This is a genomic window from Bacillus sp. A260 (genome assembly GCF_009861435.1).
GTDB lineage: Bacteria > Bacillota > Bacilli > Bacillales > Bacillaceae_G > Bacillus_A > Bacillus_A cereus.
Genome location: NZ_CP046398.1, coordinates 2,801,650 through 2,822,081 on the forward strand (window position 1 = coordinate 2,801,650; position 20,432 = coordinate 2,822,081).

A 20,432-nucleotide genomic window follows, 5' to 3' on the forward strand; every position below is an offset into this window, starting at 1 on the left:
TACAATATTCTTATGCTAATAATGAGAAAGATCCTATAAAATTTTTATAGGATCTTTCCTTTTAATATTGCTTTATCAAATTCACGGGCGGGGCAACTACCTTACTACTTTTCACATCATATAATCCTATAGGTGTTACTCGTATAAAAGGCAAGTGCGTCGCAGAAAAGAATAAAATTGTAAATGCTGGATCATCATGCGCGTAGCCACGCTCTTGTAGTAATTTCACCATCTGTTTCTCTTCCTGTATTAATTCTCTCATTTTTAAATTAGACATAATCCCGAGCAATGGTAATGCTATTTCGTGTAACACTTCATTGTTTTCTGCTATGACCATTCCACCACCGAGCTCTTTTACTCTACGAAAAGCTGTGAGCATATCTTCTTTTCTTTTTCCGATAAGAATGATGTCACCTGTACCAGAATAAGAGCTAGCAAGCCCACCTAGTTCTTTCGCAAAACCTTTCACAGCTATATTCACTTGCCAACTGCCATCACGAGCAATCATCATAAAGAAACATTCATCATGATCTGTGGACAATTCATCACAGTCTATATTAATTTCACTAGTGTATGGTTTTGTAATAACGTTGTTTAATAAGTGTATCCCCGTTTTATTAGAGAAAATCATATCCTCTTTTTCTATTGACCAATCTAATAATAATGGAGTTACTTTATGTTTACTCCAGTCTATATGTAATGCTTCATGTGTATTTACACCGTCACGCTTCACCCATTTCCCCTTTGCAAGGACACTGATTGGTACTGGGTTTTCTTTACTTTCTAAAATATTGATATTAGCAATTCTACCTGTCGCAATCGAACCATGTACATGTTCCATATTATAATAGCGAGCAATATTATAACTTGCCATATCGTATGCATCTATTACTGGCACGCCTTGTTTTATCGCGGTAGAAATCATAACGTTTGTCATTCCATTCTCATAAAACGAAGGATGTGAGCCGTCTGTTGTAAAAAAGAATCTATCAAACTGCTTTACGCCTAGTTCCAACAATTCTTTCAGTAAAACTTCTAAATCTGGGCGGATTGAAGAATTTCTTAGGGAAACAGTGTAACCTTGCATAAGACGAGTGAAAACTTCCTGCCCTGTCATCGCTTCATGATCACAATCTGTACCTAACAGTTTTAACTTCGCTAAAGTCGTTTCAGATGCACCCGGAAAATGTCCTTCTACTTTCTTTTGCAATCGCTTCGTTTCCTGCACCCAAGTTAACATTTCATCATCGCCATGTAATAGTTTTGGCCATGCTGTTAGCTCGCCGCCTTGAAGAACCGCTTCATGCTGCAGCCACTCTATTATTTCTTCACGATTAAACAAAGATTCTCCGTTTTGCAATTCAGTCTGTCCATCAAAACGGCACCACCAATACATACTTGCTGGAATCTTATTGAATTCATCTAATAAACGAAATGCTTCTTCACGCTTTAATGTGAAAAATAAAGTTAAATTATCATTAATAAAAGTTGTTGTCCCAAACTGCATCGCATGATTCGCTAGCGTCTCTGGGTTATACAACTGATACGGATGTGCATGTGGTTCTATGTAACCGGGTACGACATACTTTCCTTCGCAATCAACAACTTCACACTCCGTTAATTGCTCTGGCAGCTGCTCCCCTACGTATACAATTCGATCATTATATATCCAAATGTTCGCTGTCATCCACTCGCGCATATAAGAATTTAAATATGTTGCATTCTTTAATAATATGTGTGTGCTTCTCTTACCATCTAGTACTTCAACATGTTCTCGTAATTGTTTATTACTCCATTTATAATGATTTTTCCCCATTGTATTCAACTCCAAATCAACTCATAATTATTTTGATTAAAACGAGTAATATTTAACTAACTAAAGTATTTTCCATTCATAACTCCCCTATTGGTGCCCCTATATCCTTCATTATATGTAAAAATTTAAAAAATAACAATTTTCAGAACTATACACATACCTCTTTTATCCAAAATAAAAAGAATGTCATGTAACTGACATCCTTTTTTATTTTGTCGTAAGCATTAAGATTGATTTTCACTTTGGAATACACTTGATGTCATATCATAAATGCAACTACTGTCCATAGTTGCGAACTTAAAAAAGCACCTCTTTTAAATACAACTATAACAAAATTCTATTCATTTTCTTTTCATCTATTTATTAAATTCAATTTGCATCATTTTATTTAACTGCGGAACAATATCGACCCCACCTATTGAGTTAAGACTGATAGCTAATGTATGTTTGCCTCCAATTACTCCCCCAGCAAAAGTTGCAAATCCAGGAATTCCTCCTCCATGCCCCCAAACTGAAACACCGTTTGGAAGTTTAGTCTCATAGATTCCAAGACCGTATGCGTCACCAACCCCTTTGCCTTCTATAGGAACTGTAGTAAGCATTTCTTTTAGCTCGCGTTCCTTCAGTAACTTACCACCAAGTAAAGATGAAAAGAACTTATTTAAGTCATCCGCATTAGAAATCATATCTCCAGCTGCATTAGCTAAACTCGGATTATAATACGTAATATCTTTGAACTCGCCTGTTCCTTCCATTTTCACATATCCACGAGCATGATTCTTTCCTGGGATGACGGGTGAATTTCCTGGTAAAAACGTATTTGATAGATCCAAAGGTTCAATAATTCGCTTTTCGATTTCTTCCGCATAACTATTTCCAGTTATTTTTTCAATAAGCATTCCTAGTATTACGTATCCTGTGTTTGAATACAACCAATCTTTACCCGGCGAGAAATCTGGAGGCAGCGAAAGGCCTATTTTCACTATTTCTTCTGCTGTATACGTTTTTTTCGAATTCATTATGTCCGCGTCTTTTGACTTTAAGTATTCAGCGATACCACTCGTATGATTCAAAAGTTGTCGTATCGTAATTTGATTACCATCATACCCATTTCCTTGCACGAGACCCGGTAGCCACTTTTCAATTGGATCGTCAAGTTGTAAGCGATTTTCTCCTACTAATTGAAGCACAGTCGTCGCAGTAAACGTCTTCGTCACACTACCAATCCGAAAGCGATAATCCGAATTCACCGGTTTCTTTGTACTTAAGTCCGCCACGCCAGCAGTAAAACTACTAGTTTTTCCGTTGTTAGACGCCTTAGCTAATATTCCTACAGCACCAAGCTGTACTGTTTCCTGCATTACTTGTTTCCAGCCATTACGATTCTTTTGATCATGTACTTGTGACGAACTAGAAATATTTTGAGTTGACTCTGCAGTCACAGTAAAACCAGGTGTGAATAGAACAGTACCCGCTAATAAAACTGCAAAACTTGCTAACTTAATTGAATTACATTTTTTCATAAGGCTTTCTCTCCTCCATTAATATCGGATTGATTCAAGCTATACTTTCATCCTATATGATAAATCTCTCTTTTTTCTTATCCATTCCTTACGAAATACTTACGTTTAAATTTAAATACGGTAAACTGAGGAAGAGTTATGCATGCAAATAAAAAGAGAACATGTTTTCATTTTTTATGTAAACATGTTCTCTTAAACATTTAAAATTCTATATCAACTTTTCATCCTATTCTTTACACAACTAATTTATATTCCTTTTTACCAGCCCGCACTAGCATTCATACCATTTCCAATAATAGAAAGTAATAGCGGCCATAATACTGGTCCTAGTGTAAGAAATATATTTAGAAGTATGAGCATTCTATATCCAACGGTGAAATTGTGATTTTTACGATTAACAAATACTAAACTGATTAATGATATTATAGTTGTTAAAAATAATACTAACATTAGCAACCAATACCACACCATTAAACTAAGACTCCACGGTGTTAATAGCTCATGTATGATACAAAATGAGATTCCTAATACAGCAAAACTAAAACTAGTCACCGATGTTTTTATAAGCCATTTATTTATTTTTTTATCGTATGTATTTTTACAATATAAATCTATTAAAGTATATAAAGATAAATACGCCATTAATACACCTATCCAAGACAATAACCAGTCTCCGTCTCCTTTGAATAATACGTACAGTAACCAACACATACCTACTGCTGAAAAAACAAAGGAAATAAGTATGCTTTTTAATACCGATTTCATTACATTTTCACACCCTTAAAAAATCAAAAATTAATTATAATTTATAAAAATTAAGTATAGGTTAACATGTAATGAAGTATAAGTAAATAAAGTTAATTTTGTTTACCTATTTGAAGACGATTTCATATAAGAAAATAATTCATGTTAATCAAATTTCCGTATAAAAATAGAAAAGGTGGATATTTATGTATCCACCTTCCCGTCTCCCTCTACCCACTTCATTATTTCTTCCACATCTAAATCCGTATACGTCTTTTCACCATAACGAACAGACTCATATAACGAGATAATATCTCTTGTTCTACAAATTCTTTTTAACCATTGTTGTATCGTTTCATAGGACCTTCTCTGTTCATGAAATGGTAATGTTCTTTCCCATTCAACTAACGTTTTTCTTATCTTATCTGTCGGTAACGGCCGTTCTAACTGATGAATGACTTTTTCATTCTTTATGCTTCTTACCGCAGTTTGCTTTGTGATCGATTCTTTCTCCTGTACTATTTCTGTTCTCATCAATTTGTTCCTAATATACTTGTAGATGGCATATATAATTAATATTGCGATTATCACATAAAAAACTATAGTAATCCATACATTTGAAAGAACAGAAAGCACGTCACTCCATAGACTTTCTCTTTCGAAAGGTTGAAATTTTTTACCCGTTTTCGTTCTTATACCCGTATCTTTTACTTCTTCATATTCATCTTCATCTATTTTGGAATCATCAAAATTTTCACCTATACTAGTAAAGTCATAATTTCTTTCCGATATTGTCTTAGTCTTACTGAAAAAACGCTCTTTTACTATGTCTTGTACATACACAATACCTTGTGATAACGTTATCGCACTAATCGCAAAGAAAAGTATGATTAAAGTTCTCACACTCCATAACTTCACTTTCATATGTCGCTTTTTATTCACCATGACATAAGCCCCTTCTTATTCTTTCATTACAATCCATTTATTCGTTCTACTGTATTTCTTTGGTGAAGTACCAATAATTAAAGGAACCGCATCCAGTTCCTTTCGACGAAAGCCTGCTGTGTAAAAGTAAGAAGAAGATATAGGCGTATCTTGGTCTGATATCGAGGCAAGTACCCTTAATACATTTTGCAAATGTTTCCGATTATCCCCATTTTTTATATGTAGCAAACCGTTATCTTTTACACTATTGATCCATACTTCAAACGAACAGTTTTGCATAAGAAGTTGTTTGCATATACCTGCTGTTAATTCAATTAGTTCCTCTATATCATTTCGCAAAGAAACACCACTTTTATTTTGCAAGTTGAGATAAATCGCGTATTTATCACATTGTGTTCGCTCATACTTTTTCGCAATTATCGTCCCTGTTTTCGCTGTTGCACTCCAGTGGATGGAACGAAAATCTTCATTTTCATAAGACTTTACTCCCATTACTTTCGTTTCATCATATAAGGGTGAAGACATCGCTTTTCGAAATCCTCGTGACCATTCTTGTAATTCAGGAACTTGTATTTTCGGAACAGCTGGTAAGACTAAATAAGAGGGCGTATCAACTTGTTTATATGTTATATGGTTCGTTATAAATCCAAAGAGATCAGTAATAACAATTTCAACTTCTTCCCATTTCGCGATGCCTCTTTTTAACGCTACAGCTTGCAAATCAAATGAAACTGACTCCCTTCCTTTTAAATTAAAATTCATATAATAATTTGAACCTGTACTATGATTTTTGTTTATTTCATCATGATTCCAAGTTAGCTTATTTTCACATTTAAATCGAAATACGATATTAAGAATAGGAAATATCGACTTGTTTGAAATTTTCATTTTGCACATATTCGTTTCACCTATAAAAACATTCGAATTCCCTTGACTGTATTCCCATTCAACACGAGATACTTTACGTATATATACATGCATAGCACCTATTAAAATTACATATAAAAATACGAGAGATAAAAACAGTAGATTACTTGAAAATACACTTAAAATAACGGCTACAACTGACATAACCCCCATTACGAAAGGCTCCGCTAAAGGTGTATACACAAGCTGTTGATTCATCGTACATTCTCCACTGGCACACTAATCGTATGAAGAATTTCTTTCATAATTTGTTCTTTCGTCGTTTTCATCTCTCCCTCAATCGTTAACGTTAAACGATGAGCACAAACTGATGCAGTGAGCGTCTTAATATCATCTGGCGTACAGTAATCTCTTTCATTTAATATTGCCCGTGCTTGAATCGCTCTCATAAATGCCAACGTTCCCCGAGGGCTTACACCAATTTCAATTAACTCATGGTTACGAGTTGCTTCAATAATTTCAAGAAGATAATCTTGCACATCATTCCCTACTAACACTTCTCTTGCACGCTTTTGCATCGTAATAATTTCTTCACTTGAAATAATAGAGTGTAATGTTTCTAACGGATCATTCATTTGAAACCGATTCATCATTTCCTTTTCAGCTTCTCTCGTAGGATAACCTTGGCGAATCGTAAGTAAAAATCGGTCTAATTGAGCATCTGGTAAAGGAAATGTGCCCGCTGATTCGAGTGGATTTTGCGTTGCTATAACTAAAAAAGGTTCTGGTAATGAATGTGTCTGTTTCGCAATTGTAACCGTACGCTCTTCCATAACCTCAAGTAACGAAGATTGTGTTCTCGGTACAGCTCGATTAATTTCATCCACTAATACGATATTTGCAAAAATGGGTCCTAACCTTGTTTTAAAATCCGATTCCTTCACATCAAAGTATTCAAGGCCAATAACATCTCCAGGCAAAGTATCCGCTGTAAATTGTATTCTTTGAAATTTGGCGTCCACACTTTTAGCCAAACTTTTCGCTAATGTTGTTTTTCCTGTCCCAGGTACATCCTCTAATAAAATGTGTCCTCTTGCTATAAGAGCTATAGCTGCCAGTTCAATCGATTCGTCTTTTCCTATAATAACCTTCGAAATATTATTAGTAATTTTCTTTAATGTACTCATATATTATCTACCACCTTTTAATTATCTAAAAATTAAGAATATATTTTTTCCAAATTATAACATGTAATTCGAAGATGAAATAGAGTGAAAATGAATCTTTTATTTTTTCTTCATTGCACGCAAAAAAGCACCTATTGTCGTATATTGACAATGAGGTGCTTAACTCAATCCAACAGCCTTCTTTCCCTCTAATTTTTAGTAACAATACATCCTTTTTACTCCCACGCATACATTGTTTTCAATTAACTAGTAAAATGCATTCTAATATTACATATAATAAAAACCATTTCGATTTGTTCGTTATAGAACTTCCTGTACATCGACACTCTCAATCTTCACTTCATACATATTTGGGATGCTTGCTTCTTTTGGTACCCATGCATAATAATTTTGATCATTTTCTAATATAAATTGAACTAACTTTGTTTCTGAAACATTCCAGAAATTTTTAAGATTATCAATGTAGTCTTCTAAATCGTCTTTATAGTCCAGTTGTAATATATAATCTCTTACCGTCAGGGCAAACACAATTAAACTTCCTAATAGATTTTTTTGCTCATTTTCTTCTTCATACTCTTGTGGTAAGAACCACACTTGACCTATTCCTATCGTTTTTTTGTATTTTTCATAAAAACTACTATCATCCATATTCTCATAATCATGTATTAATTCATTGACCAATGAATGCCATTTTGGCGGAATAATATTTTCCAATGCAGGATTATGTTCAATTCCTTCTACTATATCCTCGATTTCTTCTGTCTCATCTTCATAGTGATATTCACTTAGGTCTATATGCTTGAATTTCATTTCATTTTTATAATGTGCCAAATCATATGGATAATGATTATTATCTTTTAAACTTGTATCATCAAGTCCGAGTATCTTTACTATTGCAGCTGTCTCAAAGCTCCAATACCCCACATATCCAGGTTCTTTATGTGCATTTTTCCATTCATAATCATAATGGCCTTTAAACCATTCTTTCTCCATGTACGTTTGCAATCTTTTAGACGCTTCTTTTTTATCTGTTTGTGCAAGTTCTATAATCTCTCTTGTTTTTGCATATGGATTTTCTTTATAATATCTGTTCGTCATGTTTGTGTATCCAATATCACTAGCGCATAAGAGGAAATCAATTACTGCGTCATTCATATTTTTTGTATCAACTATCTTTTTTAATCTTTCTATATTCTTTTTATCCGTTTCTAACAAAATTCCTAAGGAAATCATCCAAATCAGACTTAAATATCCAATTTCCCTACTTCCTGTATTCTCTAAATCATAAATTGCATTATGAAAATCTTTTTCTATTACACTAACATCTTCCCCTAAAGAATACTTTGCCCTAATATCCTCCATCTCATATCTAAAATTGGCTAGATATGTCCCTTCTATAATACTCTTATTATCTTTAGAATATCTTTGAATTCCATTTTTAGTATCTTCTTCTAAACTTTTAATATCTTCTCTATTTTCCTCTATAAACTCTTTATGATATTCAATTCCTTCTCTACACTTTTCTTCTATACATAAATAATCTCTCATACCATTCAATTCCTCCTCGCTTCTAAATTATGGCCATTCTCCAACAATGTTACCCTTTGCATCTATTCTAAATGTTTTCACATTTCCACTACTATCAACCTTTGATAACACTCTCTCAACTTCCTGATCTTGTAATGCTTTCGTAATCTTTGATGCTAATTTTGCATCTCCATCAACTGCCTTCAATATTCTACTTTTTCGGGTCTTCGCACCATTCAACCAATCATTTGACATTTGTCTTCCATCTTTAGTTTTACTTAGTTTAGCACCACCACATAATCAATTTGAACAGACGAAAGGTGAGCCCACATTTCTCGCAAGCCCACCCTGTCTATTTCTGATGCTTCTTCATTCATTTTTGCGCAATTAATTTCTTTATCTCTAAAAATATACATCGAGTACAATCCTTGTTCTTCACAGTATACTTTAATTTCATCTTTTTAATATCTGAAGCTACATCCACCATTAACTTGCCCTAGTGTTGAAACTGGTTTATCCCTAGAAATTTTTAACTTTCATCTTCCTATTACATAAATTGTAATTTTCGTAACGCTTTTTAACAAATATTCGGACATTTACCCTATGGAGTACACTCATAAAAGTTTTCTAAAGAGGGTCACTCTTTTTAATGAGACTACATTTTCGAACTGTACTCACTTCTTAACAACTACTAATCTACCTCTATTATTTGTATCCCTTCTTTGGTTTCTGGACAATCATTAATGCTTCTTTTTAATACTCATCTTCAAATAAACAATTATATATAGTAACACCTGTTTCCTTTAACTCTAACGAAACATCCTCCACTTCAATACTTAACGTTTCTTTATCAAGATTCTTTATTCCGTTACTATCTAATAATTTTAAAATACTACTTCCTATTTTCTTAGATTCATCATTGTATGGCGAGGACTCTTCAACTAGCTCGATTGTACCATTAGTGTATCTATATCTTAAATATTTAACCACTGCATATGGCGCGATTGCCGAAATCATTAGCATTACACAATTAATTTCTGATTGCTTCCGAACATACTCACTGAATTCTACACTACCAAAACGAAATTTCACATCTAGTGGTAGAAGAATGTAAGAAAAACATGATGAATAACTAAAATCAGTAATATTATCAACGTTTATATTTGATATTTTATTAATTTCTCCATCCCAGAAATGTTTATCAACAAATTTCCCCAAAACATATTGGAAATCACCTTGTTTATATAATTTATTAACAACTTTTAGTATCTCATCACTCATAATTATTCTCCTTTATTGTACAGGGTATCCATGTATATTTCCTTTACCATCCATATGAACCTTTACCCTCGTTTCTCCATTTGGACCTATTGGCTTTCCAAAATCATGCACTCTAACACTTCCGTCTGGCTTTACTGGTGTTCCTTTCACCCATGCTTCTTGTGTCTCTACTACTCCATTTTTCCCTGCTCCCCACTGCGATTTGGTTGAGACATTATTCCCATGACCAGGAACATGTTTACCCTGTTTTCCTGCATCAACTTTTGGAGCACCTGAAACGCCAGCATCAACATGCCCTTGACTTGCTAGTTTATCATTTTTTCCAATGTTCCCTGCTACACTGGCTCCCTGACCATCAACACCTGTACCCTTACCCCACCAGAAGACTGGATTTTTTGAAGAGTATCCTTAGCATTTTGAATCGATTTATTCCAAACAAATCCACCATGCGCAAAAAGACTAGCCCCAGCAGCTGTTGCTGCTATATCTAATGGAATAACAATTGGTGATGCTAACCCGCCAGTTCCTACTTCTGCCACGATAGTTAAGAAATTAGATCCGCCTATGAGCGAGATACCTTCAAACATTTCTAGAATGGACCCGGCTATTTAATAATTTTGCCCTGTTTTTTTTAATGTTTTTTGACATTGAAAAACATACTATATAGCATCAATTGAAGCCTATGTGCCTGTGAAATGCAAGGTACGAAAGTGCATTCGCTCAAATAATAATTTTCAATTTAAATCAACAAAAGAGACCTCAAATGTGAAGTCTCTCTTGTTGATTATTTTCCATAAGTAACTCGCCATTTATTTGTTTATTTTAAGACAGATAACATGGTTCATTCAAATATATATCCTAAAGAAAAAATTTTTCCTGCCGTCATAATCTAGTAGAATAGATTCAATTAATTCTTATTAATTGCGATAAACTCACTAGGAATCTCATCTGCTAACCAAACTTTTTCATTTCCTAAATAAAATTTAACGCCTTCTTCTCTAGCTTTTTTCAGTATTAACTTCTAAAATAATAGGATGCTTATCTTTTCTTTGTTCAAAGCCTTCAGAAGCAAAATCATGAATAAGTTGAACTTTACTTCCTTTGCCGATTTCAAAACATGCAGTATCATCATTATCAACTCTTTTAGCAAAAGGAATCAGCTTACGATTAGGATATCTTTTCTTCATACCAGAGTATATGTTAGTAGCCTGTTCTGATTCCTTTAAAAACCATATATCAAAATTAACTAGATCTAATTTGACTAATAAGGTAACAGTTTAAATGCCACCTATTATTTACACATTTTTCTTTCCCATACTCTTTTTCCGTCAGTTAAAAACACTGCACTTGGCGGATCATCATAGAGAGAAATTTCAACCAATGAACTTTTTTCTTGTTTTAACCAATTATATACAGTACCTTCGTTTGTATTAGGTCGAGATAAAATATTATTTACTCTAAATACAGCTGCATCATATTCTGTATAATTTATATCATCCTCATCTAGTCCATTGTCTGTTTCAAAAACTGTATCTAGTTCTCCAATAATCCTCAATCCACTTTTCCATTCTAGTATCATGTCACTATGTTCATAATTTATTAATGTTCCAATTAAAGAATCGTACCCCATTTGCATCCTCTTTTCTTATGATTTTTATGGTCTTGATGGTACTATATGAGCGCCATCTTTTCCATAATGGATCAACCCTTTAGTAGTCTCATAGTATTCACCAGTATTGCGGTCATAATATTTTCCTATTGGCTCACCAAAGTCTACTCTTTCTCTACCGTTTTTTAATAGTTCACCTTTCCCGGCGAACTTATCAAGCAATTCTTGCGCTATTTTATTATCGCCATAGAAAATGCTCTTATTTTTTCCATTTGCTAATTCTTGTTTATAGTTCGGTGTATCAGGAATATGCTTTTCTTGAGCTCCTGCTTTCACTTTTATTGGATAACCATTTACTTCACGGTATGGGCCTTTAGGTACAGAATCTTTTCCATAAGAAGGTATTCGATTACTCGCACCCTTACCTCCACCAGAAGACTGGATTTTTTGAAGAGTATCCTTAGTATTTTGAATCGATTTATTCCAAACAAATCCACCATGTACAAAAAGACTTGCCCCAGTAGCTGTTGCTGCTATATCTAATGGAATAACAATTGGTGATGCTACCCCACCAGTTCCTACTTCTGCCACGATAGTTAAGAAATTAGATTCGCCTATGAGCGAGATACCTTCAAACATTTCTACAATGGACCCGGCTATTTAATAATTTTGCCCTGTTTTTATTAATGTTTTTTGACATTGAAAAACAAACTATATACCTGCAATTGAAGCCTATGTGCATATTCTGTTAGCTTTAATTCATAAAAATAATTTCGATAAATTTATAGCTTACCTTTCAATTAAAAAAGCACTTATTGTCTCAAATAGACAACCAAGTGCTTTAAGTTCATATATTTTTAAGTAGCATAAATTTGTAAATTTTTCCCATTCCAAGTCTTTAATATTCGTCGTACAGTAAAATGTCATCTCGCCTAAGCTCGTACCTCGTTTTCTATTTTCTATCATTGCACATAACACTCTATGATGGTACAACCATCATGATCTATGAATTTCAAGAAAGTATCATTATATCCCATGGTTCTATACTTAAGCACACCAACTATTCCTTTAATTTAAGGATTTTCTATATAACTTTCTGCAATATCAATATCATTTGTCATTTCTAATTCTGGAAATTTTCCATCTAATTTTCTTAAGCAATTAATTAGTTCTTTACTTTGTATAATTTCTACTATATCTTCCAAAACTTCACTTATCCAATATAACTCTTCTTTACTACAGTTCTCTAAATATCTTATAGTATTTCCCTCATTTTCTGAGAGAACTTCTATTATTTCATTCCAACTTTTTTGTATCCCATAGTCATCATTCAAATTTAATTTTTTTCTTTCATTTAATATAACTTCCATTTTATTTGCTATATCCATATTAATCCTCCAAACTCTATCTACGGTTGTTTAGTCGCATCTGGAAAAATAGTCCCTATCTCTCCATTTGTTTTTATAACTCCAACCCTAACCCCATTATACTCTCCAAAAATAGCCACACCATTTTCTGTATTCGCAAATCCGGGCAATTCAGCAATCTTAGCACCTGCTGCTGTAATATCAGACTCTGTCCAGCTTTCTGGAAACCATGATTGATTGGAACCTGTTCTTTTTGCTTTCACCTTGTGTCCAGGCACATTACCTACCCTAACACCGTTTTCGTATACTTTATTTATATTATAATCTACATTATTTTTTTCCAAAAATTCAATATTACTTTGTCCATGTCCTCCACCCTTCATTTTTGAAATATCTCCTGTTTTAGGATGTGTTGTAAAGTCACCTACATTTGAATGTTTAATGCTACTTTCGGGTATATTAACCTTGTTAGCCCGACTAGTTCCATTACTGAATCCACCCGTACCCTTACCACCATCTTTAGACTTCGCAAACTTATAATAAGCTTCTATCAATTCACCTTGTGGTATTTTGGTTATGATAGTTCCACCAACACTAGAGAATGCATAGGAAGCCTCTCTCTTAAATGATTGTAACATTTCAAGCGTAGGCTTCAATTCTTTTGCTAGTTTTACTGCATTAGCAAATGTACTTACTCCACTTGATGCTTTTGCTCCTTTTGTGATATGGCCTACTTTATTTAGTGCCCTATCGCCTAATATTGTGGTAGCTATTTGTGTTAATCCATAGGTAGTCAATTCTGTACGACTCTCTGCATCTCCCTCTATCATATCTCGTTTTATTTTATTTGAAAATGCATGCCACATATTTTTTGCAGTTTCATCCAAATGGAAAAGTGCATAGGTTACATTAATAAAAGTTCCTATGTCCATATTACTTAAAGCTATTGCGGACTCGATTTCATCACCAATAGCTTTCCCCGAGCCTCTTTGAATAGCTTCCCACATCTTTTTCGCTGTTTCAAACGTGCCAACTATACCGTCTGCCACATCGTCCCAAGCATTTCTAACCGGAGATTTCTCCTCAATTATGTTATTTGTTTCTATATCTTTAATTGACTGATCATTTTTTCGAGCTGTTTCTTCTATAATCCCCTGAATCGAACTCACCCAATCCATATTCAATCCTTGTATACTAAACGTCCCACTCACAGGGCTAAATCCTTTCCCACTTTGCACTTCAGCGAGTCCGGCTGTGATGCTAGCTGCTAATTGGAGAGCGGTGCTGTAGTTGTTGCTGGATGAATGATTGAATTCATATAAATGCTCTAGTTTTTCTTCCAGTTTTTTTCTCATTGCACCTAATACCGTTACAATTGCACCTACTCCGGGCATTGGTGTAAGTACTTCTATTGCTTCTATACTTGTAATCGATTGATTAATTCCCCTTATTTGTTCTCTTATTTCTTGTTCAATCACATCTGTCGAAGCAACTTTCGCTTGGAACTCATTTGGAAATGCTTCGTTTTGGCGAATTAACTCTTCACATAAGCATATAATTCCTTGCGCTAATGGCCGAAATGTTTGGACAAGGTAGGATTTTGCACTACTGTATGTTTGTCCTTGTAATACTGTGTCTATCGCAAAGGCATCAATAGATTGAATGACTTGTTCCATACTTTGAATCGTAGCATTACATATAGCGTTCATACTTTGAGTTTGACTTTGTACTTCTCCCAAATACATGTTTAAACTCATGTATTGGCCTCCCTTTGTAGTTGCTGCTGTTCATAGGAAAGGTCGTTTTCTTTCTCACTGAGATGCCGTTTTTCTTTAAGCAACGTCTCTTTTTCATTTTCTAATTCGAATGTAAGTTTTCTTTCATACTGTCCGATTTCTTGCCGCATATTCGTAAAAAGGTGAAACACTTCTTTGTCGCCGTGCCAAGTTTCTAGTATTCGGTTAAATAAACGATTACTTCTATTTTTCCATTCATGAAAACTAGCCTCAGCTCGTTCTTGATTTTGCAGCGCGATTCGGTTTTCATTTTGTTCTTCAAATATAATTCGTAATTTTTGATTACATTGATTGATTCTCGTTTCAATTCCTTGACTCATCTTTTCCCCCTACCTTTTCCCCTTTACGTAGGTTGTTACATTATTGAAAAGTCTTTTGAAGTCCTGTATCCATTTTCTCAAATTCATTTGCTACGGAATGGATATTATCAATTGTTTGTTGAAAAGCAGTACAAAATTGTTTCGTGATCTGTAAATTTTGTTGATTTGCTTCTTGTGCCTTGAAGTTCGCAGATAGTGTAGTACGCGTTGCCTTATTTATAGAGCGACTAGTAGCACTTTGCATTCTATCTGAAGCATTTCTCATTTTCGTTGCAAGTTGCGTTGCCGTATGCAAATTACTTTGAAATTCTCCCATTACTTACTCCCCTCTACCTTTTATTTACAAGAAAATTATACCACGGAAAAATATCCCAATAAACCGAATGTTCGAATTTAACATACAATTCAGCACTGTTACTGAGGATGCGAGCAACGCTTATCTATCAACATAACTGAGTCCAAAATGGATTCTACTTATACAAAAAAGATGACTTCAGCCATATGCTAAAGTCATCTTTTTCTACCTTATTATTTTACTAATTCTCCATTATAAGCTTTTATATTAAGCGGAGCAGTTAAAAATTGTGCTGCTTTACTAACGAAAGATGTGAAGTGTTCACTCGTATTATGGCTCGCAACTGCTGCTTCATCTTTCCATACTTCTACCATCGTATAAACACTTTCTTTTTCTGTATCTTTATATAAGTCATAAGATACATTGCCACTTTCTTCTCTTGAACCATGAATGAGTGGCTGAATTTCTTCTAAAAATGCTTGTTGTTTTGCTGGGTCTACTTGAAATATTGCGTGAATAATAATCATGGTGCTTCCCCTCTCATCTTTCACTTATTGAAGTTCTTTTATAAAATTATTTCCACTCTGCAACTTTTTCAATTGGAAGACGTACTGATTGGTAACCACTGTCTGCAGCTTTCCCGATTGAAATTAACATAACTGGTACGTAGCTTTCTTTATCTAGTCCAAATGCTTCTGCGATTTGATCTTTCTCAAATCCACCAATTGGACAAGTGTCATAACCGTGCGCACGAGCTGCTAGCATAAATTGCATTGCTACAAGACCACCGTCAATTAATACCGTATCTTTCATTACTTCTGGTGTAACCATAGAGAAGTAAGCTGAAAGTTTTTTCATTTGATCTCCTTTTACTTCTGCTGGCATAAGTCCACGCTCTACTGCTGTACCGTAAATTTCTTCTGCGTTATCAAAGTTGTTTAAATCACCAAATAAAGCAATCATTGCTGAAGACGTTTCTACTTGAGATTGATTGAATTTCGCAAGTGGCGCAAGTGTTGCTTTCGCTTCGTCACTTTCAATCACTACGAATCTCCATGGTTGCATGTTTACTGAAGATGGTGCAAGTGTTGCTTCTGTAAGAATTTCTGTCATTTCTTCTTTGCTAATTTTCACTGAAGGGTCGTACTTACGAATTGAACGACGTCCTGTTAAAATTTCGTTAAAATCATTTGTTTTTACTGAGTTAGTCATAGTTGTATTCTCCCTTTTTTATAATTCTTTTATATTTTCTTGAATGTGATTTAACATATTTAAAAGATTATCGCGTTCTTCCTCACTTAATCCTTTAAATGCAGATGCGGCAAAACGTTCTTTTTCCTCTTGAAACGCCTGAATTTTATTTCGTCCCTCTTCAGTAAGAGAAACTAACGTAATTCTGTTATCATCTGGATTTTTACGTCTTACAATCATTTCATTGGCCTCAAGCTGCTTTAAATGCCTTGTTATCGCAGCATTATCAATATTCACTTCTTGCTGAAGTGCTTTTTGACTAATTTCACCTACTTCAAATAATTGAAGTATAAGCTCTAATCGAGACTGGCTCATACCCGTACACCCTTCAAATTTCGAACTTACTTCTTTATTTAGAAAGTGTAATTTATATAAAATAATCGCTTCTTTTGAGCATGAACTTGTCAAATTAACCCTCCTTTACAATCAAAATAAAAACATTTGATGTATCAATAGTTGATATGTCAATTAATATAATCTATATCGATTTAGAATGCAAGCATTTTGTTTTCATTTTATTTTTTCCAAATTAAGGCGCTTTGTAGCGTTACAAATAATGTTAATTGCACTATAATAATACTAATTTAAAGAACTGGAGAGTGATTGATAATGCGGCAATATACAAATAGAAATGAGGAATTGAAAATGGAAAATGAAATGAGGATATTCACAAATGACAACAATAAATATAGGGATTGTCGCGCACGTAGACGCTGGCAAGACGAGTTTGACTGAGCGTATTCTTTATGAAACGAATGTGATTAAAGAAATTGGCCGAGTTGATAGTGGTAATACACAAACTGACTCAATGGAATTAGAAAGACAACGCGGAATTACGATTAAAGCATCTGTCGTTTCTTTCTTTATTGATGATGTAAAAGTAAATGTCATTGATACACCTGGACACGCTGATTTTATCGCTGAAGTGGAGCGATCATTCCGCGTTCTAGACGGTGCGATTTTAGTTATCTCTGCCGTTGAAGGTGTGCAAGCACAAACAAAAATTTTAATGCGAACATTACAGAAACTAAACATACCGACTATTTTATTCGTTAATAAAATTGATCGTAGTGGAGCAAACACTGAAAAAGTTATGAAACAAATAAAAGAGGTTCTTTCAAATGAAGCATTCCCCTTCTATTCTGTTCTAAACGAAGGAACGAAAGAAGCCCGGATCATTGAATACAAATCATATGACGGTTGTATGGAACTGTTAGCATCATTTAATGAATCATTACTTGAATCATATGTAAATAACGAAATAATACCGGACGCACTATTAAGAGAAAAACTAGAACAGCAAATACAGCAAGCAAATGTGTATCCAATCTTTTTCGGTTCAGCAATGACAGGTATAGGAGTAACTGAAATACTTGAAAAACTTCCGGCCCTAATGCCAGCTCTTACATCGGCACAAGAGGAACCATTATCCGGTGTTGTTTTTAAAATTGAACGTGAACCTTCTGGAGAAAAGGTTGCGTATATAAGAGTTTTTTCAGGTAGCTTACATGTTAGAAAATATGTTGATATACAGCGCGATGAGTCTCTACCACATAAAGAAAAGATTAAAAAAATGTGTATGTTTCATAGAGGAAATGCTGTTCAATCTACTATCGTTCCTAGCGGAGAATTTTGCAAAGTGTGGGGACTGAATGATATAAAAATTGGTGATATTATCGGTGAACGTACGGATTATATAAAAGATATTCACTTTGCCGAACCACAAATGGAAGCAGCGATTGATGCGGTACCTAAAGAGCGAATTCATGATTTATACGCTGCACTTATGGAACTCTGTGAAGAAGATCCACTTATTAAAGTGTGGAAAGATGATGTTCATAATGAACTTTATATTCGCCTTTTCGGTGAAGTACAAAAAGAGGTTATCGAAACAACACTTTATGAGAAATATAACTTACAGGTTACTTTCTCAAATACGCGAGTTGTATGTATTGAAAAGCCAATTGGCATTGGGAATTCCGTTGAAGTCATGGGTGAAAAAGCGAATCCATTTTACGCAACAATTGGTTTTAAAATTGAACGTGGTGAACTTAACTCTGGCATAACGTATAAATTAGGTGTTGAGCTTGGTTCATTGCCTTTAGCATTTCATAAAGCAATTAAAGATACAGTATTTCAAACGTTAAAACAAGGTTTATATGGTTGGGAAGTTACAGATGTTATGGTCACGTTAACACATACTGGTTATGCTAGTCCTGTTACAACAGCGAGTGACTTTAGAAATTTGACACCGATCGTATTAATGGATGCTTTAAAGCAAGCTGAAACATATGTATATGAACCAGTAAATGAGTTTGAATTAACTGTACCGGAGCAGGCAATTAGTACCGCAATATATAAGCTCGCTGCCATTCCAGCAACTTTTAGAGAGCCTATATTAAGTAATAACTCTTACCAGTTAACAGGATCATTACCTGTTGCGAAAACAGAGAATTTTAAACGCATGCTTCATTCATTTACAGAAGGAGAAGGCATATTTACAACGAAGCCAGCTGGTTTCACAAAGCTTATGGCTCCCTTCCCTACTCGAAAACGTGTTGATTATAATCCGCTGAATCGTAAGGATTATTTACTTCATGTTTTGAAGGCTTATTAAAGTAAAAGAGGTGCAATTCGCACCTCTTTTGCATGTATTAATAGGTTAGTTTGTCCTAACAACTTCTTTAAGTTTTCCTATTATTTTCGCTATAGCCTCAATTGAATTTTCCGTTTCATATCCCCCAACATTTACAGAATGATTTACATTTTTGACAACTTCAATCTGTAAATTCGTTTTATATAACTGATCAATTTGACCTGCATTGTATTGGTGATCTTTATCCCCAATAACTAAAAACCCTTCGTGTCGACTATGTAAGATAGAATCAAAAATTGTATCAAACGTCAGTAAAGGTGTAAATAGTATCATTTTTGACTGCGCGAATTCTTCTCTCCTCATTAAATCATTTGCAATCGGAATTGTTCCGAGTGACTTCCCTAAAAACATAGTCTCGTTGTATTGCTCATCTTTTAATACTTCATTTATTACCGGATTAATATCATCCATCATTACTTTCGTTACTTCTTCCATTAGTTTATTCATTAATTGTCCATCATAAGAATAATGAATATGTACAACATCTATTTTATGTTCAAGCATTAACATCGTCGCGTAATAAAATAACGGCTTATCATAATTGTATCCTGAACCTGAAAACATAAAGCAAACGGTACTAGAACCTTTTTCGATATGTGTGTAATAAATTACTTTGTCATTTATATGTACCTCTTTTTTAGTTCCCTTCACCATTTTCCCCTCCGAATACATTTACTTTTGTAATACGATATGTTCTGTGTGAACTGATACATCCTTTACTTTCTCTTTTATAAATGCAGGCTGTAAGTTATATGTATGCAGTTCTTCTACTGGCACCCATCTAAACAAATACGTTCTACCCTCTTCTTCCAAAATATATTGATCCGCTCCACTCGCAGGTAACTCATGTAGCTCTACTTCATAATAAAAACTAATTTCATGAAACTTTCGCTCAGAAAGTGTAAAGAAATTTTCTACTGACCATATTAACCTTTTCCTTTTAATAGGAACACCTATCTCTTCCGCAAGCTCTCGTTTTAATGCATCTTCACTATTCTCTAGCATTTTTACTCTACCGCCGGGTACATACCAAAAATCTTCACCGTCACCTTGCAGAATGAGTATTTTATTATCATGTTTACAAATTGCTCCAACGCGGTAATTAAAACATGTTTCCTCAACTTTAAACGTAAGATCCATCCGTAACGCCCCCTTATATAAATATCGAATTATTACAAAACAATTATGTAATTACTGTACAAATAAGGTTACTAAATTCATCCACTCCATTCAATGGTTTTTGAATTT

At 34.2% G+C, this 20,432-nt stretch carries 22 protein-coding genes and 3 pseudogenes; 1 reads left to right on the plus strand and 24 read right to left on the minus strand.

Annotated elements, in window-relative coordinates; genetic code table 11:
• Positions 1 to 61: 61 nt before the first annotated feature.
• From GD442_RS14180 to GD442_RS14275, 22 genes and pseudogenes are all read right to left on the minus strand, one after another.
• On the minus strand, positions 62 to 1,816 hold the full coding sequence (locus GD442_RS14180) for an adenine deaminase (protein WP_000517625.1): 1,755 nt from the start codon (positions 1,814 to 1,816) through the stop codon (positions 62 to 64).
• A 356-nt stretch (positions 1,817 to 2,172) separates the two neighbouring features.
• Positions 2,173 to 3,339, minus strand: coding sequence for a serine hydrolase domain-containing protein (locus tag GD442_RS14185; RefSeq protein WP_000710640.1), 1,167 nt, complete (start codon positions 3,337 to 3,339; stop codon positions 2,173 to 2,175).
• Between the two features lie 258 nt (positions 3,340 to 3,597).
• The gene (locus GD442_RS14190) at positions 3,598 to 4,104 is read right to left on the minus strand and encodes a DUF3902 family protein (protein ID WP_000843838.1); all 507 of its coding nucleotides are present in this window, start codon (positions 4,102 to 4,104) and stop codon (positions 3,598 to 3,600) included.
• 183 nt (positions 4,105 to 4,287) lie between these two features.
• Positions 4,288 to 5,028 carry a hypothetical protein gene (locus GD442_RS14195; RefSeq protein WP_000247497.1) on the minus strand — a complete coding sequence of 247 codons (741 nt, stop codon included), beginning with the start codon at positions 5,026 to 5,028 and terminating at the stop codon, positions 4,288 to 4,290.
• A gap of 15 nt (positions 5,029 to 5,043) precedes the next feature.
• Positions 5,044 to 6,153 carry a DUF58 domain-containing protein gene (locus GD442_RS14200; RefSeq protein WP_001075941.1) on the minus strand — a complete coding sequence of 370 codons (1,110 nt, stop codon included), beginning with the start codon at positions 6,151 to 6,153 and terminating at the stop codon, positions 5,044 to 5,046.
• Complete coding sequence (locus GD442_RS14205; RefSeq protein WP_000105663.1) at positions 6,150 to 7,082, minus strand: AAA family ATPase; 933 nt, start codon at positions 7,080 to 7,082, stop codon at positions 6,150 to 6,152. The genes GD442_RS14200 and GD442_RS14205 overlap by 4 nt, the downstream gene beginning before the upstream one ends.
• Positions 7,083 to 7,382: 300 nt before the next feature.
• Positions 7,383 to 8,630 (minus strand): PoNi-like cognate immunity protein, encoded by a 1,248-nt coding sequence (locus GD442_RS14210; RefSeq protein WP_001205863.1) that lies wholly within the window; start codon positions 8,628 to 8,630, stop codon positions 7,383 to 7,385.
• Between the two features lie 27 nt (positions 8,631 to 8,657).
• The gene (locus GD442_RS14215; RefSeq protein ID WP_000063994.1) at positions 8,658 to 8,864 is read right to left on the minus strand and encodes a hypothetical protein; all 207 of its coding nucleotides are present in this window, start codon (positions 8,862 to 8,864) and stop codon (positions 8,658 to 8,660) included.
• 498 nt (positions 8,865 to 9,362) lie between these two features.
• Positions 9,363 to 9,890, minus strand: a complete 528-nt coding sequence (locus tag GD442_RS14220; protein ID WP_001278747.1) for a hypothetical protein — start codon at positions 9,888 to 9,890, stop codon at positions 9,363 to 9,365.
• 12 nt (positions 9,891 to 9,902) lie between these two features.
• A complete protein-coding gene (locus GD442_RS27780; RefSeq protein ID WP_000679167.1) occupies positions 9,903 to 10,040 on the minus strand; it encodes a hypothetical protein in 138 nt (45 codons plus the stop codon).
• A 185-nt stretch (positions 10,041 to 10,225) separates the two neighbouring features.
• Positions 10,226 to 10,477, minus strand: coding sequence for a hypothetical protein (locus GD442_RS14225; protein ID WP_002041383.1), 252 nt, complete (start codon positions 10,475 to 10,477; stop codon positions 10,226 to 10,228).
• Positions 10,478 to 10,797: 320 nt separating this feature from the next.
• Positions 10,798 to 10,942 (minus strand): annotated as a pseudogene (locus GD442_RS28400) (RNA 2'-phosphotransferase); the annotation flags it as partial.
• Positions 10,931 to 11,125, minus strand: a pseudogene (locus GD442_RS14230) (hypothetical protein); the annotation flags it as partial. The pseudogenes GD442_RS14230 and GD442_RS28400, both read right to left, overlap by 12 nt.
• 56 nt (positions 11,126 to 11,181) lie before the next feature.
• Positions 11,182 to 11,520: a hypothetical protein gene (locus GD442_RS14235; protein WP_000540189.1), complete on the minus strand. Its 339-nt coding sequence runs from the start codon at positions 11,518 to 11,520 to the stop codon at positions 11,182 to 11,184.
• Between the two features lie 24 nt (positions 11,521 to 11,544).
• Positions 11,545 to 12,159 (minus strand): annotated as a pseudogene (locus GD442_RS28510) (polymorphic toxin type 50 domain-containing protein); the annotation flags it as partial.
• A gap of 413 nt (positions 12,160 to 12,572) precedes the next feature.
• Entirely contained in the window at positions 12,573 to 12,887 is a 315-nt protein-coding gene (locus GD442_RS14245; RefSeq protein ID WP_000350221.1) for a hypothetical protein, read from the minus strand.
• A gap of 20 nt (positions 12,888 to 12,907) precedes the next feature.
• Complete coding sequence (locus GD442_RS14250) at positions 12,908 to 14,623, minus strand: EndoU domain-containing protein (protein ID WP_000056122.1); 1,716 nt, start codon at positions 14,621 to 14,623, stop codon at positions 12,908 to 12,910.
• Entirely contained in the window at positions 14,620 to 14,982 is a 363-nt protein-coding gene (locus GD442_RS14255; protein WP_000077520.1) for a DUF3958 family protein, read from the minus strand. Before GD442_RS14255 ends, GD442_RS14250 begins: the two co-directional genes overlap by 4 nt.
• Positions 14,983 to 15,022: 40 nt before the next feature.
• Positions 15,023 to 15,298: a TIGR04197 family type VII secretion effector gene (locus GD442_RS14260; RefSeq protein WP_000503636.1), complete on the minus strand. Its 276-nt coding sequence runs from the start codon at positions 15,296 to 15,298 to the stop codon at positions 15,023 to 15,025.
• Positions 15,299 to 15,510: 212 nt separating this feature from the next.
• Entirely contained in the window at positions 15,511 to 15,804 is a 294-nt protein-coding gene (locus GD442_RS14265) for a putative quinol monooxygenase (RefSeq protein ID WP_000583805.1), read from the minus strand.
• A gap of 46 nt (positions 15,805 to 15,850) precedes the next feature.
• On the minus strand, positions 15,851 to 16,489 hold the full coding sequence (locus GD442_RS14270) for a nitroreductase family protein (protein ID WP_086408053.1): 639 nt from the start codon (positions 16,487 to 16,489) through the stop codon (positions 15,851 to 15,853).
• Positions 16,490 to 16,507: 18 nt separating this feature from the next.
• Positions 16,508 to 16,936, minus strand: coding sequence for a MarR family winged helix-turn-helix transcriptional regulator (locus tag GD442_RS14275; RefSeq protein ID WP_000204162.1), 429 nt, complete (start codon positions 16,934 to 16,936; stop codon positions 16,508 to 16,510).
• 265 nt (positions 16,937 to 17,201) lie between these two features.
• Between GD442_RS14275 and GD442_RS14280 the strand changes: the two genes are divergently transcribed.
• Positions 17,202 to 19,145, plus strand: a complete 1,944-nt coding sequence (locus GD442_RS14280; RefSeq protein ID WP_000207815.1) for an elongation factor G — start codon at positions 17,202 to 17,204, stop codon at positions 19,143 to 19,145.
• A gap of 45 nt (positions 19,146 to 19,190) precedes the next feature.
• Here GD442_RS14280 and GD442_RS14285 read toward each other — a convergent pair whose 3' ends face one another.
• Positions 19,191 to 19,856, minus strand: a complete 666-nt coding sequence (locus tag GD442_RS14285; RefSeq protein WP_002041389.1) for a hypothetical protein — start codon at positions 19,854 to 19,856, stop codon at positions 19,191 to 19,193.
• Positions 19,857 to 20,324, minus strand: a complete 468-nt coding sequence (locus tag GD442_RS14290) for an NUDIX hydrolase (RefSeq protein WP_000366230.1) — start codon at positions 20,322 to 20,324, stop codon at positions 19,857 to 19,859. It lies immediately after the preceding gene.
• Between the last annotated feature and the right edge of the window lie 108 nt (positions 20,325 to 20,432).

Excerpts from the sequence above, each read along its gene's own strand:
- GD442_RS14265 (WP_000583805.1), bottom strand. The coding sequence starts at position 15,804 with ATGATTATTATTCACGCAATATTTCAAGTAGACCCAGCAAAACAACAA.
- GD442_RS14205 (WP_000105663.1), bottom strand. The coding sequence starts at position 7,082 with ATGAGTACATTAAAGAAAATTACTAATAATATTTCGAAGGTTATTATA.
- GD442_RS14255 (WP_000077520.1), bottom strand. The coding sequence starts at position 14,982 with ATGAGTCAAGGAATTGAAACGAGAATCAATCAATGTAATCAAAAATTA.
- GD442_RS14180 (WP_000517625.1), bottom strand. The coding sequence starts at position 1,816 with ATGGGGAAAAATCATTATAAATGGAGTAATAAACAATTACGAGAACAT.
- GD442_RS14290 (WP_000366230.1), bottom strand. The coding sequence starts at position 20,324 with ATGGATCTTACGTTTAAAGTTGAGGAAACATGTTTTAATTACCGCGTT.
- GD442_RS14220 (WP_001278747.1), bottom strand. The coding sequence starts at position 9,890 with ATGAGTGATGAGATACTAAAAGTTGTTAATAAATTATATAAACAAGGT.
- GD442_RS14245 (WP_000350221.1), bottom strand. The coding sequence starts at position 12,887 with ATGGATATAGCAAATAAAATGGAAGTTATATTAAATGAAAGAAAAAAA.
- GD442_RS14260 (WP_000503636.1), bottom strand. The coding sequence starts at position 15,298 with ATGGGAGAATTTCAAAGTAATTTGCATACGGCAACGCAACTTGCAACG.
- GD442_RS14225 (WP_002041383.1), bottom strand. The coding sequence starts at position 10,477 with ATGTTTGAAGGTATCTCGCTCATAGGCGGATCTAATTTCTTAACTATC.
- GD442_RS14280 (WP_000207815.1), top strand. The coding sequence starts at position 17,202 with ATGACAACAATAAATATAGGGATTGTCGCGCACGTAGACGCTGGCAAG.
- GD442_RS14250 (WP_000056122.1), bottom strand. The coding sequence starts at position 14,623 with ATGAGTTTAAACATGTATTTGGGAGAAGTACAAAGTCAAACTCAAAGT.
- GD442_RS14215 (WP_000063994.1), bottom strand. The coding sequence starts at position 8,864 with ATGTCAAATGATTGGTTGAATGGTGCGAAGACCCGAAAAAGTAGAATA.
- GD442_RS14200 (WP_001075941.1), bottom strand. The coding sequence starts at position 6,153 with ATGAATCAACAGCTTGTGTATACACCTTTAGCGGAGCCTTTCGTAATG.
- GD442_RS14195 (WP_000247497.1), bottom strand. The coding sequence starts at position 5,028 with ATGGTGAATAAAAAGCGACATATGAAAGTGAAGTTATGGAGTGTGAGA.
- GD442_RS14190 (WP_000843838.1), bottom strand. The coding sequence starts at position 4,104 with ATGAAATCGGTATTAAAAAGCATACTTATTTCCTTTGTTTTTTCAGCA.
- GD442_RS14210 (WP_001205863.1), bottom strand. The coding sequence starts at position 8,630 with ATGAGAGATTATTTATGTATAGAAGAAAAGTGTAGAGAAGGAATTGAA.
- GD442_RS14285 (WP_002041389.1), bottom strand. The coding sequence starts at position 19,856 with ATGTATTCGGAGGGGAAAATGGTGAAGGGAACTAAAAAAGAGGTACAT.
- GD442_RS14270 (WP_086408053.1), bottom strand. The coding sequence starts at position 16,489 with ATGACTAACTCAGTAAAAACAAATGATTTTAACGAAATTTTAACAGGA.
- GD442_RS14235 (WP_000540189.1), bottom strand. The coding sequence starts at position 11,520 with ATGGGGTACGATTCTTTAATTGGAACATTAATAAATTATGAACATAGT.
- GD442_RS14185 (WP_000710640.1), bottom strand. The coding sequence starts at position 3,339 with ATGAAAAAATGTAATTCAATTAAGTTAGCAAGTTTTGCAGTTTTATTA.